The 16,548-nt window shown below is 39.3% G+C and carries 16 protein-coding genes; 3 read left to right on the forward strand and 13 right to left on the reverse strand.

Annotation, left to right across the window (positions count from 1 at the left end; genetic code table 11):
• Nucleotides 1–138: 138 nt before the first annotated feature.
• The 3 genes from H5S39_RS10840 to trxB form a co-directional block, all read right to left on the reverse strand.
• The gene (locus H5S39_RS10840; RefSeq protein ID WP_182597083.1) at nucleotides 139–1,866 is read right to left on the reverse strand and encodes a phospho-sugar mutase; all 1,728 of its coding nucleotides are present in this window, start codon (nucleotides 1,864–1,866) and stop codon (nucleotides 139–141) included.
• A 97-nt stretch (nucleotides 1,867–1,963) separates the two neighbouring features.
• Entirely contained in the window at nucleotides 1,964–2,476 is a 513-nt protein-coding gene (locus tag H5S39_RS10845; RefSeq protein ID WP_182597084.1) for an acyl-CoA thioesterase, read from the reverse strand.
• A 143-nt stretch (nucleotides 2,477–2,619) separates the two neighbouring features.
• Nucleotides 2,620–3,552, reverse strand: coding sequence for a thioredoxin-disulfide reductase (trxB, locus tag H5S39_RS10850; RefSeq protein ID WP_182597085.1), 933 nt, complete (start codon nucleotides 3,550–3,552; stop codon nucleotides 2,620–2,622).
• Nucleotides 3,553–3,808: 256 nt separating this feature from the next.
• Between trxB and H5S39_RS10855 the strand changes: the two genes are divergently transcribed.
• The 3 genes from H5S39_RS10855 to H5S39_RS10865 are packed head-to-tail and all read left to right on the forward strand — an operon-like array spanning nucleotide 3,809 to nucleotide 6,827.
• The gene (locus H5S39_RS10855; RefSeq protein ID WP_182597195.1) at nucleotides 3,809–4,612 is read left to right on the forward strand and encodes a (Fe-S)-binding protein; all 804 of its coding nucleotides are present in this window, start codon (nucleotides 3,809–3,811) and stop codon (nucleotides 4,610–4,612) included.
• The gene (locus tag H5S39_RS10860) at nucleotides 4,613–6,100 is read left to right on the forward strand and encodes a LutB/LldF family L-lactate oxidation iron-sulfur protein (RefSeq protein WP_182597086.1); all 1,488 of its coding nucleotides are present in this window, start codon (nucleotides 4,613–4,615) and stop codon (nucleotides 6,098–6,100) included.
• Nucleotides 6,093–6,827: a LutC/YkgG family protein gene (locus H5S39_RS10865; RefSeq protein WP_182597087.1), complete on the forward strand. Its 735-nt coding sequence runs from the start codon at nucleotides 6,093–6,095 to the stop codon at nucleotides 6,825–6,827. The genes H5S39_RS10860 and H5S39_RS10865 overlap by 8 nt, the downstream gene beginning before the upstream one ends.
• A gap of 57 nt (nucleotides 6,828–6,884) precedes the next feature.
• Here the strand turns inward: H5S39_RS10865 and galU are convergent, their stop codons facing one another.
• The 10 genes from galU to H5S39_RS10915 all read right to left on the reverse strand — a co-directional run bounded on the left by galU (nucleotide 6,885) and on the right by H5S39_RS10915 (nucleotide 16,542).
• Nucleotides 6,885–7,799, reverse strand: coding sequence for a UTP--glucose-1-phosphate uridylyltransferase GalU (gene galU, locus H5S39_RS10870; RefSeq protein ID WP_182597088.1), 915 nt, complete (start codon nucleotides 7,797–7,799; stop codon nucleotides 6,885–6,887).
• A gap of 65 nt (nucleotides 7,800–7,864) precedes the next feature.
• Nucleotides 7,865–8,881 (reverse strand): NAD(P)H-dependent glycerol-3-phosphate dehydrogenase, encoded by a 1,017-nt coding sequence (locus H5S39_RS10875; protein ID WP_182597089.1) that lies wholly within the window; start codon nucleotides 8,879–8,881, stop codon nucleotides 7,865–7,867.
• Between the two features lie 29 nt (nucleotides 8,882–8,910).
• Entirely contained in the window at nucleotides 8,911–9,726 is an 816-nt protein-coding gene (gene lgt / locus H5S39_RS10880) for a prolipoprotein diacylglyceryl transferase (RefSeq protein WP_182597090.1), read from the reverse strand.
• Nucleotides 9,727–10,680 carry an HPr(Ser) kinase/phosphatase gene (hprK, locus tag H5S39_RS10885; RefSeq protein WP_182597091.1) on the reverse strand — a complete coding sequence of 318 codons (954 nt, stop codon included), beginning with the start codon at nucleotides 10,678–10,680 and terminating at the stop codon, nucleotides 9,727–9,729.
• A gap of 14 nt (nucleotides 10,681–10,694) precedes the next feature.
• Nucleotides 10,695–11,051 (reverse strand): phage holin family protein, encoded by a 357-nt coding sequence (locus H5S39_RS10890; protein ID WP_182597092.1) that lies wholly within the window; start codon nucleotides 11,049–11,051, stop codon nucleotides 10,695–10,697.
• Nucleotides 11,051–11,386, reverse strand: coding sequence for a PspC domain-containing protein (locus H5S39_RS10895; RefSeq protein WP_182597093.1), 336 nt, complete (start codon nucleotides 11,384–11,386; stop codon nucleotides 11,051–11,053). The genes H5S39_RS10890 and H5S39_RS10895 overlap by 1 nt, the downstream gene beginning before the upstream one ends.
• Before the next feature lie 35 nt (nucleotides 11,387–11,421).
• Nucleotides 11,422–12,538 (reverse strand): peptide chain release factor 2 gene (gene prfB / locus H5S39_RS10900; RefSeq protein ID WP_375139120.1). Its coding sequence is split into 2 segments (ribosomal slippage): nucleotides 11,422–12,465 and nucleotides 12,467–12,538, totalling 1,116 coding nucleotides; the frame shifts between segments, so codons are not numbered across the junction.
• An 83-nt stretch (nucleotides 12,539–12,621) separates the two neighbouring features.
• Nucleotides 12,622–14,985: a preprotein translocase subunit SecA gene (gene secA / locus H5S39_RS10905; protein WP_182597095.1), complete on the reverse strand. Its 2,364-nt coding sequence runs from the start codon at nucleotides 14,983–14,985 to the stop codon at nucleotides 12,622–12,624.
• A gap of 223 nt (nucleotides 14,986–15,208) precedes the next feature.
• Nucleotides 15,209–15,757: a ribosome hibernation-promoting factor, HPF/YfiA family gene (gene hpf / locus H5S39_RS10910; protein ID WP_182597096.1), complete on the reverse strand. Its 549-nt coding sequence runs from the start codon at nucleotides 15,755–15,757 to the stop codon at nucleotides 15,209–15,211.
• Nucleotides 15,758–15,888: 131 nt separating this feature from the next.
• A complete protein-coding gene (locus H5S39_RS10915; protein WP_231832890.1) occupies nucleotides 15,889–16,542 on the reverse strand; it encodes a ComF family protein in 654 nt (217 codons plus the stop codon).
• Nucleotides 16,543–16,548: the final 6 nt, after the last annotated feature.

Below are 16,548 nucleotides of genomic sequence, written 5' to 3' on the forward strand. Positions count from 1 at the left end.
AAAAAAACACCCAAAATCGGTTAACAAGCTGATTTTGGGTGTTTACGCAAAGGTGGCTACGACATGCAGTCAGCTACTACGCTATTACATGCCTTTCTTTAGAGATCGAGCTATTTCTCAATCTCTTTGCTTTCTAAACTATTCTTCAGCAAATTCTTGCAAAGCTTTTTCAAAATCAGCTAACTTTGCATTTGCCTGATCTAAAGTATCTGCACTCGTTCCAATGTAGAACTTAAGCTTTGGTTCAGTTCCTGAAGGACGAATAGCAATCCACGTATCATCATCAAGAACATACCGTAATACGTTTGATTCTGGAATACCTAGTTCACTTACCTTCCCGTCAGCAGTAGTCTTGGTTCCCTTAGAGAAGTCTTCTGTAAGAACTACTTGGTGACCAGCAAAGTGAGTAGGGGCCTCTTCTCTGAACTTCTTCATTAAGTTCTTAATCTTAGCAGGGCCATCAACACCGGCATAGGTATTTGCAATCGTCTTTTCACGGAAGTAACCATACTTCTTAAAGAGTTCTTGCAGGCCATCATAAAGTGTCATATTCCGACTGCGATAGTATGCTGCAACTTCCGCTAAGAGGGTCAACGACTGAATAGCATCCTTATCGCGAACAAATGGTTTAATTAAATAACCATAGCTTTCTTCAAAACCAAACATAAAGGTATGGTCAATCTTACCAGTCTCATATTGGTGAATTTGATCCGCAATCCACTTGAAGCCAGTTAAAACGTTAACCATCTCAACTCCATAGCTTTCTGCAATTTTTGCAGCAAAGTTAGTGGAAACGATTGATTTAACAGCTGCCGCATTCTGTGGTAACGTACCAGCTTGCTTATGTGCTTCAAGGATATAAGCAAGCATAATTGAAGCGATTTGGTTACCAGTGAGTAGTTGGTATTCACCGTCTGGTTGACGAACAGCACAGCCAAGACGATCGGCATCTGGGTCAGTTGCAATTAAGACATCAGCACCAACCTTCTTCCCAAGCGCAATTGACCGAACAAAAGCTTCTGGGAATTCCGGATTTGGATGTTCAAGGCCGGGGAAATCACCATTTGGTTGAGCTTCTGTTGGTTCCATCTCGTAATTAGTAAAACCAGCTTGACGCAATGCCCGTTCACCAAGCATCCGTCCAGTCCCGCATAATGGAGTAAAGACAAACTTCATATCTTTACCATACTTCTGTGCTAATTCTGGATTTACGGTAACATCTTTAGCTTTCGCAAGGTAAGCGGCATCAACATCTTCACCCATAATTGTTTCTAAGCCATTGTCGAGCATTTCTTGTTCATCAGCTAACGCAATGTCAAAGATATCATCAATCTTACGGATGTAACCTGTCATCATGTCAGATTCCTTAGGCGGCATCTGACCACCATCTTCACCGTAAATCTTGTAACCATTATATTCTTTAGGGTTATGACTGGCCGTAATCATAATACCAGCGTAAGCTCCCATATGCCGAACTGCAAATGACAATTCAGGTGTTGGACGAAGGTTATCATAAATATAAACCTTGATTCCATGAGCTCCTAGGACACGAGCAGCATCGTGAGCAAACTTACGTGAGTTATGTCGTGAATCATAGCCAATCGCCACTCCACGTTTCTTAATATCATCACCTAATGAGTCCATTAAGGTAGCTAACCCTTCAGTAGCCTGGCGAACTGTGTATACATTCATCCGATTGATTCCGGGTCCCATCAACCCTCGCATACCAGCAGTACCAAATGATAGCGGACCGTAGAAGGCATCCTCAATTTCCTTATCATCGTTCATTGCAGCTAATTCTTGCTTTAAATCTGGCTCAAGATCTGTTCGTTCTTGCCAAACCTTATAAGTATCTTTCCAGCTCACAATAATGTCTCCTTTACGTCTTAATCTGCTTTTTAGTATACCGCATAAAATCGTTCATGTCGCTTTTTACTTATATTTTCACTAAAGTTTTACCATATTATTTAGCCCATGGTTTGGTAATCGAAATCTGACTAAGAAAGTCCTGCTGCTTTTGTCGCTGTTCTTTACGATCTGCTACTCGCTGAGAGTAAGATGCAACAAGTGCTTTTTGTTCAGCGCTTTCAGGAATTAATCGGTCAAAATCCACCTGTTTTTCAGCATCTAAAATAACAAAAGTCATAAAACTAGTAAAGCCTAAGAATCGTTCGCCAGTCATCAAGTGCTCTCCAATTACTTTAGTAAAGACTTCAATCGATCGTCTACCAAAACCTGTTACATAGGCCTCCATGCACATTGAATCTTGTAAATCAAAGGGCTGAAGGAATTGAATATGATCCATTGAAGCGGTAGCCACTGTTGTCCGCGCTACCCGCATTGCCGCAACTGAAGCTTGTCCATCAATTAATTCTAACGTCCGCCCACCATAGACTGTTCCGTGTTCATTTAAATCAGAATTACGAACCCGATGAATAGAAATTGCTAGGGTATCATTACACTTAATAGCATCCATAAAGGACCTCCCTACACTTTTATACACAAAAAACTGGGATAATATTGCTCTCCCAGTCTTTCGCTAATTTTTAAAATATTATTAAGGCAACACTACACAATATTAGCCATGAACGCTAGTCAATTTGAGTGTCACTACCACATTTAATTCATTGATTTGATATATTCATAGACTTGTTGCCCTGCAATTGCTCCATCGCCAACCGCAGTAGCAACTTGACGTAATGGCGTCTCACGAACATCCCCGATCGCAAAAATGCCAGGAATTGCTGTTTGCATCCGGTCATCCGTCTTTACCCATCCTTGATCATCTAAAATATTGAGGTTAGTAAAAGAGGTGGTCATTGGAATATTACCAACGTAAATGAATACGCCGTCAGCGGCAATTTTGCCTTCTTCACCCGTCTTATTATTATGGGTTTTTACGCCCGTAACCTTAATATCATCACCAATTATTTCTGTAACACTAGTATTATAGATGAATTCCATCTTATCATTATTCATTGCTTCAGCTTGGATAATTGGTTCTGCACGTAATTCATCACGACGAACGAGGACCGTTACCTTAGATGCCAATTGCGTTAAGTAAACACCTTCTTCAACGGCTGCATCACCACCACCAACAACAATTAAGTGTTTATTTTTGAAAAAGGCACCGTCACAAACTGCACAGTAAGATACACCACGACCACTAAAGTCTTCCTCGCCTGGGACATCCAATCGCCGGTGATCTGATCCAGTCGCAATTACAACCGCCTTCGCAGTATATGTTTCATCCATATCAGTCGTTATCTTTTTTAAGTTACCATCAAGCTCTACCTTTGTAACAGTTCCATAAGCATATTCGGCACCAAATTGAGTAGCACCATCATACATTTGCTGAGCAAGCTCCGGTCCCTTAATCTTCTTAAAACCAGTGTAATTCTCAATTTCAGCAGTATTATTTAAGTTTCCGCCATAGGCACCGCGGTCTAACATTAAAACAGATAAATTTGCACGTGAAGCATACATTGCAGCTGTCATTCCACCTGGACCGGCACCAATGATTACAACATCATATTGCTTATTCTCTGCCATTTTCTTTTCCTCCTCAAATAATCATTATCCATATCATACCGACTTTCTATTTACTTGTCTATTTTTTAGCTTACTTTTTAATAGTCATATTCTTATCGGACTATAACAAATATTATTATATTATATATGTGAATTAAATAATTAAAGCGATATCAACACTAAGTTGGTAACATTTGCGTTATACTTATTATGATAAGCATTTATTTAATTCTATTATTTTAAGGAGGCGAAGTGCATTCAACTAATGCACACTTATATGAAAGTCTGTATTTTTTCTACTTGTATTGTTGATTTGCTTTACCCAGATGTTGGTAAGGCAACTGTTGAACTCCTCCAACGCTTTGGTTGCGAAACAGTTTTCCCTGATAAACAAATTTGTTGTGGACAACCAACTTATAATAGTGGTTATGATAAAGAAACAATGGCAACTTTTAGGAACCAGCTTGATGCTCTCTTGAGTATCGATGCTGACTATATTGTTGGTCCTACCGGTTCCTGTGTTGCAATGCTCCATGAGTATAAAGGCATTTTTAAGGATGACCCTGAGTATGCTAAGAAAGCACAAATTCTCTATGATAAGTCATTCGAATTAACACAATTTATTTATCGTGTCCTTGGTATTCTTGATTGTGGCGCCGAACTAGATGACACTGCAACTTTCCACCGTTCGTGCCACATGACCCGTCTATTAGGCGAACGGACTGCACCATTTGTTTTATTAGAACATGTTAAAGGGCTAAAACTAATCCCGCTTCATAATATTCAATTATGTTGCGGCTTTGGTGGAACTTTCTCAGTTAAGGAACCACTAATTTCTGAAGCAATGGTTGATGATAAAGCTGATAATGTACTCAAGACAAAGGCTCATATTCTAATTGCCTGTGAACAAACTTGCCTGATGAATATTGGGGGTCGAATTAATCGGCGCCATGACGGTTCACACATTAAGATTATGCACATTGCTGAAGTTCTTAATCACAATGTTGATCCGAGTCGAATTACCTATGTTAAAGATACTGATCACGTAATGATCCCAGCAAACGGAAACGGGGTGTTTTAGATGGGAATTGCCACAAGCGATAAACCTTTTAATGAACGAATTGAAGAAGCTGAAGCAGATAAATTCATGCGCGCTTCTGTTGCCAAGGCCCAAGATGCCCAATTCCAAAAACGGACTGAAGCACGGCGGCAACTAGGCAACTGGGAAGGTTGGCGTGACCTCTCTGCTGAAATTCGTCAACATGTGCTCAAACACCTTCCAGATTATCTCGAAGAATTTAGTGACAATGTTCAAAAAAATGGTGGTCATGTTTTCTTTGCAAAAACAGGTGATGAGGCAAGTGCCTTCATTAAGCAACTAGCTATTAAGAAAAATGCTCAGCATATTGTTAAGTCAAAATCAATGGTAACTACTGAAATTGGACTAGATAAAGACCTATTAACAATTCCTGGAGTTTCATTAATGGAAACTGACCTAGCCGAGTTTATCCTTCAAGAAGATAATTGGGATGAACCAACTCATATTGTTTTCCCAACATTACACAAAAACCGAAACCAAATTCAAAAGGTTTTTGAAAAGCTTGGTTATGATGGCGATAACGACCCCGAGCACATGGCACGGTTTGTTCGTCACTACTTAAGAAACTACTTCATGAAGGCTGACTTTGGAATTACTGGCTGTAACTTTGCCATTGCCAATAATGGGATGATTAACCTAGTTACTAACGAGGGTAATGCCGATTTAACCATGGCTATCCCTAAGACCCAGGTAGTTGTAATGGGGATGGAACGAATTGTCCCAAGTCTTAAAGAGGCTGAAACGCTTGATAACGTTTTATGCCGAAGTGCTGTTGGTCAAAAGTTAACTAGTTACTGTACTTTTTCTAAGGGTAAAGAAACTGACGAGGCTGATGGTCCTGATGACTTTTACGTTGTAATTGTAGATAATAGCCGTTCAGAAATGCTCAATACAGATTTTGAACCGATGCTTCAGTGTATTCGATGTGGTTCATGCTTAAATGTTTGTCCCGTTTATCGCCAAGTTGGTGGTAAAGGATACGGTTCAATCTATCCCGGACCAATGGGAGCTGTCCTTTCCCCAATTTTAGGTGGGTACCAAGAATTTAAGGAATTACCATATGCATGTAGTCTATGTGCTGCTTGTACAGAAACGTGCCCAGTCAAAATTCCACTACATGACCTCATCCGCCATCATCGATACGTTGAAATGGACCAACTTCACTTGGATCATAGTATGTCTAATACTCTTCTAAAAGCTGTTGGTAAAGGGACAAGTTCACCAGTCCTCTTTAATGATGCAATGCGATTTGCCCATGTTGCACTTGAACCATTTGGCAAAAAGACTACACAAGAAGATATCAAGAATCTTTATCCTGATGGCAAAATTAATCACTTACCAGCAGTAGCGCCTAAGTTGGCTCATGGTTGGGTAAATGTTCGTGATCTTGCGGTTCCGCCAAAGTACCATCAAAATTTCCGCCACTGGTACCGTCATCATGAAGAAGAGGAGGGCCAAAAGAATGACTGATTATTTAAAAGAAGCAAATACAAAACAAAACCAAGAAGATTTTCTTAATCGAATTGCTAAAGCAGCTGATCGTCCTCGTCACACATTAAAGGATGATCCATTTGTCCCAGTAAATGACCTACCTGAGAAGACTCTTTCTGGAAAGTCACAAGATGAATTACTTGAAATTGCAAAAAAGAATAGTGAAGAAGTCCATGTTGATTTTCGAATTGTAAAATCCGCTGACCTTGGACACACATTAAACGACTTTATCCAAGAAAAAAATATCAAAAGTTTAATGCTCCCGTCTTTTGATGAAAAGAAATGGCAGGATTATTCATTAGGAAACTGGCAAGATAATTTGCGCGTTGATCCTATTTACTATTGGGAAGAGGAACTAGGTCGGCAAAATATCGTCAATGCTAATAATAGTGACGGCGCAATTGGTTTTGCAGACTTTTTGTTAGCAGAATCTGGAACAATTACTATTGCTACATATCCCGAACAGGGACGAACATTCCATTTTCTACCAACTCACTACTTAGCAATTATTCCTAAGAGTAAAATCTTACCACGCTCCCGCCAAGCGATGGATTACTACCAAAAGGCAATTCAAGATGGGAAGTTAAAGACTTCTAACATTAACTTTATTACTGGCCCATCAAATTCCGGTGATATTGAAATGGTCCTAATCGTTGGTGTCCACGGGCCCCTTGATATGGAATATGTTGTTGTCGAAGATATGTAATAAAAAAGATTGAGGAATCAAAAGATAAAATCCTCAATCTTTTTTTATTAATAAATTTTACTTCTTAGAACCTTGTTGCTTATCTTCAGCAGATAACTTTGCACCTAATTCCTTGATGTATTCACGTAATTCTTCTTTAACTTGGGGATGTTCTAACCCGTATTCAATATTGGTCTTTACCCAGCCAAACTTATTACCAACGTCGTATCGATCACCCTTATATTCACGGGCAAAAACTCGTTGCGTTTGGTTTAAAGTATCAATAGCATCTGTTAATTGAATCTCGCCACCCTTGCCTGGCTTTGTCTTTGCCAATACGTCAAAAATCTCTGGAGTAAAGACATAACGACCAATAATTGCAAGATCACTAGGAGCATCTTTAGGAGCAGGCTTTTCAACAAAACTAGTTACGTTGTACAATCCCGGAGTTACTTCCTTACTTGGATTAATCACACCATATTTTGCCGTATCTTCATGTGGCACCCGCATAACAGCAAGCGTAGAAGCACCTGTCTGATTGTAGCTTTCAATCAATTGTTTCGTTAATGCTTCATTCTTATTATTAATATTATTAAGGTCATCACCAAGCATTACAACAAATGGTTCATCACCAATGAAGTCACGAGCAGTTAAGACAGCATCTCCCAAACCACGCGGATGAGATTGACGAATAAAGTAAATATTAACATCAGTCGTTTCTTCAACCATCTTTAACATTTCGTCCTTGTGCTTTGAACGAAGGTTATCTTCCAATTCTGGATTAGAATCAAAGTGGTCTTCAATAGAACGTTTATTCTTACCGTCAACAACAACAATGTCTTCAATCCCTGACTTACGCGCTTCTTCAACAATAAATTGAATTGTTGGCTTATCAACAATTGGCAACATTTCCTTTGCTAAAGCCTTAGTTGCAGGTAGAAAACGGGTTCCTAAACCAGCAGCCGGAATAATGGCCTTTCTAACACGTTTCATAATTATAAAACCCTTTCCGTAATTTCAATTTCTCTCAATATCCATCCTTTAGCATTTTACCATATTTATTCATTTTCTGACGTAAGATCTCGGCTCATTAATTGAGAAATTGCTGTCTTGATGTCTTCTCCTTCATACAAAACACGGTAAAGGGCTTCGGTAATTGGCATTTGAACCTGCCGCTTGCGACTTAATTCATAAGCCGCCTTAGTAGTATAAACACCTTCGATCACCATTCCCATATTGTCAATAACATCTTGAAGCTTTTTTCCTTGTCCTAGCTGGTAACCCGCTCGCCAATTTCGCGAATTCTTGCTAGTAGCAGTAACAACTAAATCTCCAACTCCGGAAAGACCAATAAACGTCATCGGATTAGCACCAAAGGCCACTCCCAAGCGCCGAATTTCTGCTAATCCCCGAGTAATCAAAGCTGCCCTAGCGTTGTCGTGGTAACCCAGGCCCTGAATAGCACCGGCACCAATAGCAATAATATTCTTTAATGCAGCACCAAACTCCGCACCAATCACATCATCATTGGTGTAGACCCGAAAATATGAATTACTAAATAACTTCTGGGCTTTTTTAGCACTTTGAAGGTCTTCACAAGCTGCTGTGACAGCCGTCATATCCTTTATTGCCACATCTTCTGCATGACTAGGACCTGAAAGAACGACAATTGCTTCCCGGTTATTAGGAGAAATATCTTCACTCAACATTTCAGAAGGACGCTTATATGTATTTTGTTCTAGTCCCTTAGTTGCATGAATAATTAATGGCTTTTGATTTAGCTCCGTTAAAATATTATTTAATTTTTGAGCAACTTCGCGTAATCCCTTAGTTGGAATAACAATCAAAATAACATTGGCATCCTTAACGGCTTGTTTCATATCTGTTGTTGCCACTAATTTATCAGAATAGACAAAGTCCTTCATATAACGCGGATTAGTATGATTTGTATTCAACTGCTTCACTTGGTCTTCATTACGTGACCACAATATAACATTATGACCATTTTCGGTAAGCATATTTGCTAAAATACTACCCCACGAACCTGCGCCTAAAACAGCGATCTTTTCTGCCATAATCCTTCTCCTTTATTTAATTGATTTACTTATGCCATATACCACGGAATATTTTTTTGCCGACGACGAATTATCCATATTACTAACGAACCAATAAAAAAGATAACCGAAAGCAATTGTGAAATACGGATTGACCCAAGCATTAAGCTATCTGTCCGCATCCCCTCAATTATAAAACGTCCACACGAATACCACATTACATATGATAAAAAGATTTCGCCACGTCGAAAAAGGTGTTGCCGATGACGCAAGAGTAACAGGAATACAAATCCTGCAAGATCCCACAATGATTCATATAAAAACGTCGGAATCCGATAATGCCCACCAATATACATTTGGTTAATTATCCAATGCGGAATATGTTGAGCAACCAAGCTTGCCCGTGTAGTAATTGCACCAAATGCTTCTTGATTCATAAAATTACCCCAGCGACCAATTCCTTGCGCCATAATTAAAGTAGGTGCAATAACATCCATCATTAACCAACCAGAAATATGACGATAGTGACAAAAAACAAGTAACACTGCAAAACCACCAAGAATAGCTCCGTAGATAGCAATTCCGCCATCCCAAATTGCAATAATCTCACTAGGATGTTGAGAATAATAATCCCACTGGAATATTACATAGTATGCTCGTGCACAGACAATAGCGATAGGAAGTGCCCATAATAGGTAATCGTAAAAATCATCTTCAGGAATCCCCTGCCGCTTTCCTTCGCGGACTGAAAGTAATAACGCTAACACAACACCGCTAGCAATAATTATGCCATACCAATGAATGGTAAACGGACCACCTTGAAAGGCAATTGGGTTTAACGCTGCCTTTATTGCTAAGTTAGTCATCTAGTTTGCGGACCCCTTACTATCTCGTTCTGAATTTTGCTTGATTAGCTGGTTAAGGTTACGATCAAATGTTTCCGTTGCATCATATCCCATTGTTTCAGCACGATAATTCATTGCGGCTGACTCAATGATAATTGCTAAATTACGACCAGTCTTAACCGGAACCGAAACTTTTGGCACGATTACTCCTTGGATAGTCTGCGTATCACCACGGTCTCCTAAACGATCAAATTGAACATCCGGCGTCCATGTTTCAAGATGAACAATTAAATTAATTTGATCAGACGGCATAATAGCTCCTGTACCATATAATGTTGATACGTCAATAATACCGATTCCACGAATTTCCATTAAATTTTTTAGAATTTGTGGTGCAGTTCCTACCAGGATTTGTTCATCACGAGCGTATACCTCAACCCGGTCATCGGCAATCAAGCGATGTCCGCGACGAACTAATTCAAGAGCAGTTTCACTCTTTCCAACTCCAGAATCACCAGTAATTAAAACACCCACCCCACTAATATCTACTAATACACCATGGAGAGATTTACGAGGTGCCAATCGTCCCAATAAATAAGAAGTCATATTACTTAAAATCTGTGAAGATGTAAGGTGTGTTCCTAAGATTGGGATTTTAGCATCGTTTGCTGCTTTCTTAAGCTCCTTTGGGATTGGCAGGTTAGTTGAAATAACAAAGCACGGAGTTTGGGGCATGCACATTCTGGTCATATATTCTTCGCGTTGTTCATGAGTCAAATCTTTTGCAAAGGAAGTCTCCGTAATTCCTAATAATTGGATTCGAACTGCTGGATAATGCTTAAAATATCCTGCAAACTCTAGGGCCGGACGTGAAATATCACTAGTTGTAATCTTACGCTGCAAATAATCTTCACCTTGTAAGACCTTTAATCGCACCTTCTCAACTAATTCTTGAACCGTAATACTGTTGGACACTTTTTTCCACTCCTTTACATTCTTTCCTCGTGGCTAGTGATAATTGTATTAAAGATTGCCATAATAATCGCAATCAAAATTGCAGCACCAAATGACGAGAAATGAAAGTTTGCTGGACCGACAAGCAATGACGTCAGTTGCAGCATTATTCCATTAATTACAACACTAAAAAGACCAAGGGTCAAAATATTAATCGGCAACGACAATATTACTAAGATCGGCTTGATTAGCACATTTAAGATTGCCAAAACAAAACTTGCTAACGGCGCAATCCATGCACTAGTAATATAAAACATCCCTGTACCAGCAAATAAACCTGCCAGCGCAATAAAGAGGATCGTATCAATTAATACGCGTTTCCAGAATTCCATTATGATCTTCCATTTCTTTTAATGTCTTTTTCTTCTACGTCTGTTAATGTTCGCCGAGAACGCTGTTGGGACTGATGGGACTTTGTTTGTGCTTCACTAAACGACTTTAACATTCCTAATAAATCAGGATTTTGCGGATCAGCAGGCATAATTATTACTAAGATAATATAAATAATGATCCCTGGAACAAAACCGGTAAAAATGGTTATAAGGACATATAAAATTCGTAAAATATTCGGTTGAATCTTAAAGTATTGACCAATCCCACCAAAAACACCAGCAATCATTTTATCTGATCCAGATCGCGTTAATCTTTTATGTTGGCTCTCACGCATTCCGCTCACTTCCCTTCTAATATAATAAAAATAAATTATTGAGGATTCTTTTGACTAAGTTTCCATTGCAAAAAGGCATTGATAAAAGGATCAAGTTCACCGTCCATTACCGCTTGCCCATTATGGGTTTCATAACCGCTCCGATTATCCTTGACAAGGGTATAAGGATGAAAAACATACGACCGAATTTGCGATCCCCAGCCAATATCAAGCTGTTCGCCTTCAATTTCCGCCCGCTTCTTAGCTTTTTTCTCTTCTTCTAATTCATAAAGCTTTGACTTCAGCATATTCATTGCTGTTACCCGGTTTTGCAATTGTGACCGCTCTGCTTGCGATGAAGTCACAATACCAGTCGGAATATGAGTAATTCGAACAGCTGATTCAGTCTTATTAATATGCTGACCACCAGCCCCACTAGAACGAAATGTATCAACCCGTAAATCAGACGGATCAATATCGATTTCAACACTATCATCTAGTTCTGGCATTACATCAACCGAAGCAAAGGATGTGTGACGACGACCTGCCGCGTCAAAAGGCGAAATTCTTACTAAGCGATGAACACCTTTTTCACTCCGCAAATAACCAAAGGCATTATGTCCCTTGATTAACAGAGTAACACTTTTAATTCCTGCCTCTTCGCCCGCTTCATAATTAGCTGTTTCAACCGTAAAACCATGCTGTTCACCCCAACGAACGTACATCCGTAAGAGCATCTCTCCCCAATCTTGCGCTTCTGTTCCCCCAGCTCCCGGGTGGATTTCTAAAATTGCATTTTTAGAATCATATTCACCATCTAATAACTGGGTTAAACGATACTGCTCAAGAGCTTTTTGCGTTTTTTCAAAGGAAGATTCAAATTCTTTCTGTAAGTCATCATCAGGTTCAACAGCCAATAATTCAATCGATGTCTCTAAGTCAGCAATCTGATCACGTAAGTTAATAAATGTATCGCGCTTATCTTTTAAACTATTATTTTCAGTAATGATTTTTTGCGCTTTTTCATTATCATTCCAAAAGTCAGCTTGTGCCATTTCTTGTTCAATTTCGGCAATACGTTCATCTAACGCATCAAGGTCAAAGAGACCTCCCGAAGTGCGTAACTTCTTTTTGCATTACTTCTACTTGTTTCTTTGCTTCGCTTAATTCCACAATAAAGCCTCCGTAAATACAACAATACGACAGCGGTACCGCCATGGGTTACCTTACTGCCGTACCTAGTAGTAAATTTATAATTATCGTGTTACATTTTGTCGGATCTCAGACTTCATAAAGAGACGGGTCGTTTCATATTCAATATCAGCAATCATCTGTTCAAACATGTGATAACCAGCTGTCTGATATTCAACCAACGGATTTAATTGCCCGTATCCTCGTAAACCAACCGATTGACGGAATTGATCCATCACATCAATATGGTCAGTCCAATGGGAATCAACAACTCGTAAAATAACAACTTTTTCGAATTCAAGCATTTGTGCAGGATCATATAGTTGCTTTTGCTTTTCTTTGTAGACTCCCTTAGCAAAAGTCATTAAGTAATCGACAATCTCATCCGGTGTTTTGCCTTCAAGATCCTTAACCGTAATCGTATCGGGCTTGATTAGGACCTCTTCTGCAAAGTCAACAATTCCTTGCAAATCCCAATCTTTCTTTTCACCAAGAGTATGTTGATCAACTTCACGCTTGATTGTACGTTTAAAAATTGGCATTAATACCCATTTCAACGATTCATCTTCCGTGATAATCTCTTGTCGTTCCTTATAGATAATCTCACGTTGCTCACGCATTACATCATCATATTGCAAAACATTCTTCCGTGAGTCATAGTTGTTACCTTCAACTCGTTTTTGAGCAGATTCAACCTGGTGAGTTAGGAAGCGACTCCGAATAACGGCATCTTCGTCATTAACCTTCATCCGTTCAAGGAATGACTTGATCCGGTCACCACCAAACCGCTTCATCAAATCATCTTCAAGTGAAAGATAAAACTGTGATAAACCTGGATCACCTTGACGACCAGACCGTCCCCGAAGCTGATTATCAATTCGTCGTGATTCATGACGTTCAGTACCAATAACAGCTAAGCCACCGAGTTCACGAACACCAGGTCCTAATTTAATATCGGTTCCCCGTCCGGCCATGTTGGTAGCAATTGTGACAGCACCTTTTTGACCAGCGTTTTTAACAATCTCTGCTTCTTTAGCGTGATTCTTGGCGTTTAAAACAACGTGTGGGATATTTTCTTTATCCAAAAGCTGTGAAAGATATTCAGAAGTCTCAACGGCAACTGTCCCGACTAGAATTGGCTGTCCCTTTGCATGGAGCTTTTTAATCCGTTTAACAACTGCTGCAAATTTACTTTGCAAGGTCGGATATAGCAAATCAGGCTCATCCTTCCGCTGAATAGGGCGGTTTGTTGGGATCGTGATAGTTTCCATGTTGTAAATTTCGCGGAACTCTTCTTGCTCAGTCTTAGCAGTACCGGTCATTCCTGACAGCTTATTGTACATTCGGAATAAGTTCTGGTAAGTGATGTTAGCCATTGTCTTATTCTCTTCTTGGATCTCAACGCCTTCCTTGGCTTCAATTGCTTGGTGTAAGCCATCAGAGAAGCGTCGACCTTCCATTACCCGTCCAGTAAAGGAATCAACAATCAAAACTTCCCCATCTTGGACAACATAATCCTTGTCAAGGAACATGATGTAATTAGCACGCAAGGCTTGATCCAAGTGGTGAGTTAAGGCAGTATTTTCTGGATCATAAAGGTTCTTTAAGTTAAAGTACTTTTCGGCTTTCTTAATTCCTTCATCGGTTAAAGAAACTGTCTTTGATTCAAGGTCAACCTTGTAATCAACATCCTTTTTTAATTGCTTAACAAACCGGTCTGTCTGCCGATATAGCTTTGAAGTTCCTGTACCAGGTCCAGAAATAATCAATGGAGTTCGTGCTTCATCAATTAAAATTGAATCAACTTCATCAACCAATGCATAATTCAATCCCCGTTGTACCTGGTCTTCTTTGTAAACTGCCATGTTATCACGAAGATAATCGAACCCGATCTCACTATTAGTTGAGTACATAATATCAGCTTTATATGCTTCTCGCTTTTGGTCGGGACTCATTTCTGAATTATTAATTCCAACCGAACAACCTAACCAGTTATATAATTGTCCCATTTCTGTTGCATCACGCTTTGATAGGTATTCATTAACCGTAATAACGTGAACACCCTTTCCAGAAATGGCATTTAAGTACACTGGCATTGTCGCAGTCAAGGTTTTACCTTCACCAGTCCGCATTTCAGCAATGTTACCTTCGTGGAGAACAATTCCTCCCATAATTTGGACATGGAATGGGTATAGACCTAAAACCCGCTTAGCTCCTTCACGAGATACTGCAAAGGCTTCTGGAAGCATATGATCCAAGGACTCTCCTTTTTTATAACGTTCCCGGAATTCATCAGTCTTTGCCTGAAGCTGTTCATCAGTCATTTCTGACATCTGCTTAGCATAACTTTCTACTTTATTTGCTATTTTATTAATTCGTCGTAATTCGCGACGATCGCTTTCAATCCATTTTTTAAGAATATTGGCCATAAAAGCGTCCTTCCTATTTTTCTGGCTTAAGTCCAATATCAATAAAAAAGTACTACTCAAGCCAATTATATTTTTATTCTAACCATAATATTTTACCACGTTCGCAACGTAAATAAAAATTTTCGGCACAATTATAATCACTAAAAAGACGGTCCAAATGATATCAGAAATAAAAAGCGCCAATGATTCCTCATCCGCGCTATCGTTAATTATTTAGCATTGACTATTCTGCTTCAATCAAGCCATACCGACCATCATTACGACGGTAAACAATGCTTGTACCATCTGTATCAGCATCTTGGAAAACAAAGAAATCATGTCCTAACATATCCATTTGAAGGACTGCTTCTTCTGGATCCATTGGCTTTAATGAAACTTGCTTTGTCCGTACAATCTTTAATTCATCATCAGCTTCATCTACAACATCATTATCAGATGGAATAAATTCAAGGTTCTTTAAGCCCTTTTCACGTGACTTACGGTTTACCTTGGTCTTGTACTTCCGAATTTGCCGTTCGAGCTTATCTGTAACCAAATCAATGCTTCCATACATATCATTAGAAGTCTCTTCTGCCCGCAAAGTCAAGTATGGTAATGGAATGGTTACCTCAACTTTGTATGTCCGGTTTGGATAAACTTTTAAGTTCACGTGGGCGGTAGCTTCAACACTATCTTCAAAGAACTTTTGAAGCTTACTGATCCGCTTTACCACATAATCCCGAATTGATTCAGTAACTTCGACATTTTCACCACGAATATTGAACTTTAACATTGTACTTCTCTCCTTTCAGCCAAGCTATTGCTTGATCTGATATCAGAAGGACCACTCTTCTCATATCCTACTTTTATTATAGATTAGTTCCGGTTAATTAACAAACTATATTAACGTATCTTAAAAAGAATTTAACGTGCTAATGAGATACTTTTAACCCAAGCACAATCGGCCTGATGAAATAGGTCGGCAGCATGATAGAGTGTCCGCCCGGTCGTATAAATGTCATCAACCAAAAGGATTTTCTTTTGCTTAAATCTTTCCGGCATTTCAAGAGTAAATGGCTGTGGTGTTAATAATCGTTCTTGCCGCGTTTTACTGGATTGGTTTACTTTCTCCCTTGCTTTAACCTTAAGCGCTGGTAAATATGGAACTTCTCGTAATAAACCTACTACCTGATTGAATCCCCGCGTTTGCCACGTCACTGTTGTTACCGGAATTGGAATAACATAGTCCGCTGCTACCCGTTGAATATGGGTACTGAATTCGGTTTGAAATACTTTTCGCAAGCGGTAATCACCCGCAAATTTGTAACGGTGCATATACTCCTTCATCTTCAAATTATAATGATATAACCCTCGGTGGTGTAAATACCATCCATATAGTTGATTCCAACGGCGACATTCATCACACAACTCTTGTCCTTTGGTGCATCCCCCTCTTCCACATCCTTGACAATGATTTTCTGCTTGCCAATGTGCAAATTGTCCTACACAATCTTTACAAGCCACCTCATTTAAAATTTCCCGTGACCAAAAAATATCCCGCAACGTTAGCCGAACCATAATTTC

Origin of the sequence: Limosilactobacillus rudii (assembly GCF_014145455.1) — a bacterium.
Taxonomy (GTDB): domain Bacteria; phylum Bacillota; class Bacilli; order Lactobacillales; family Lactobacillaceae; genus Limosilactobacillus; species Limosilactobacillus rudii.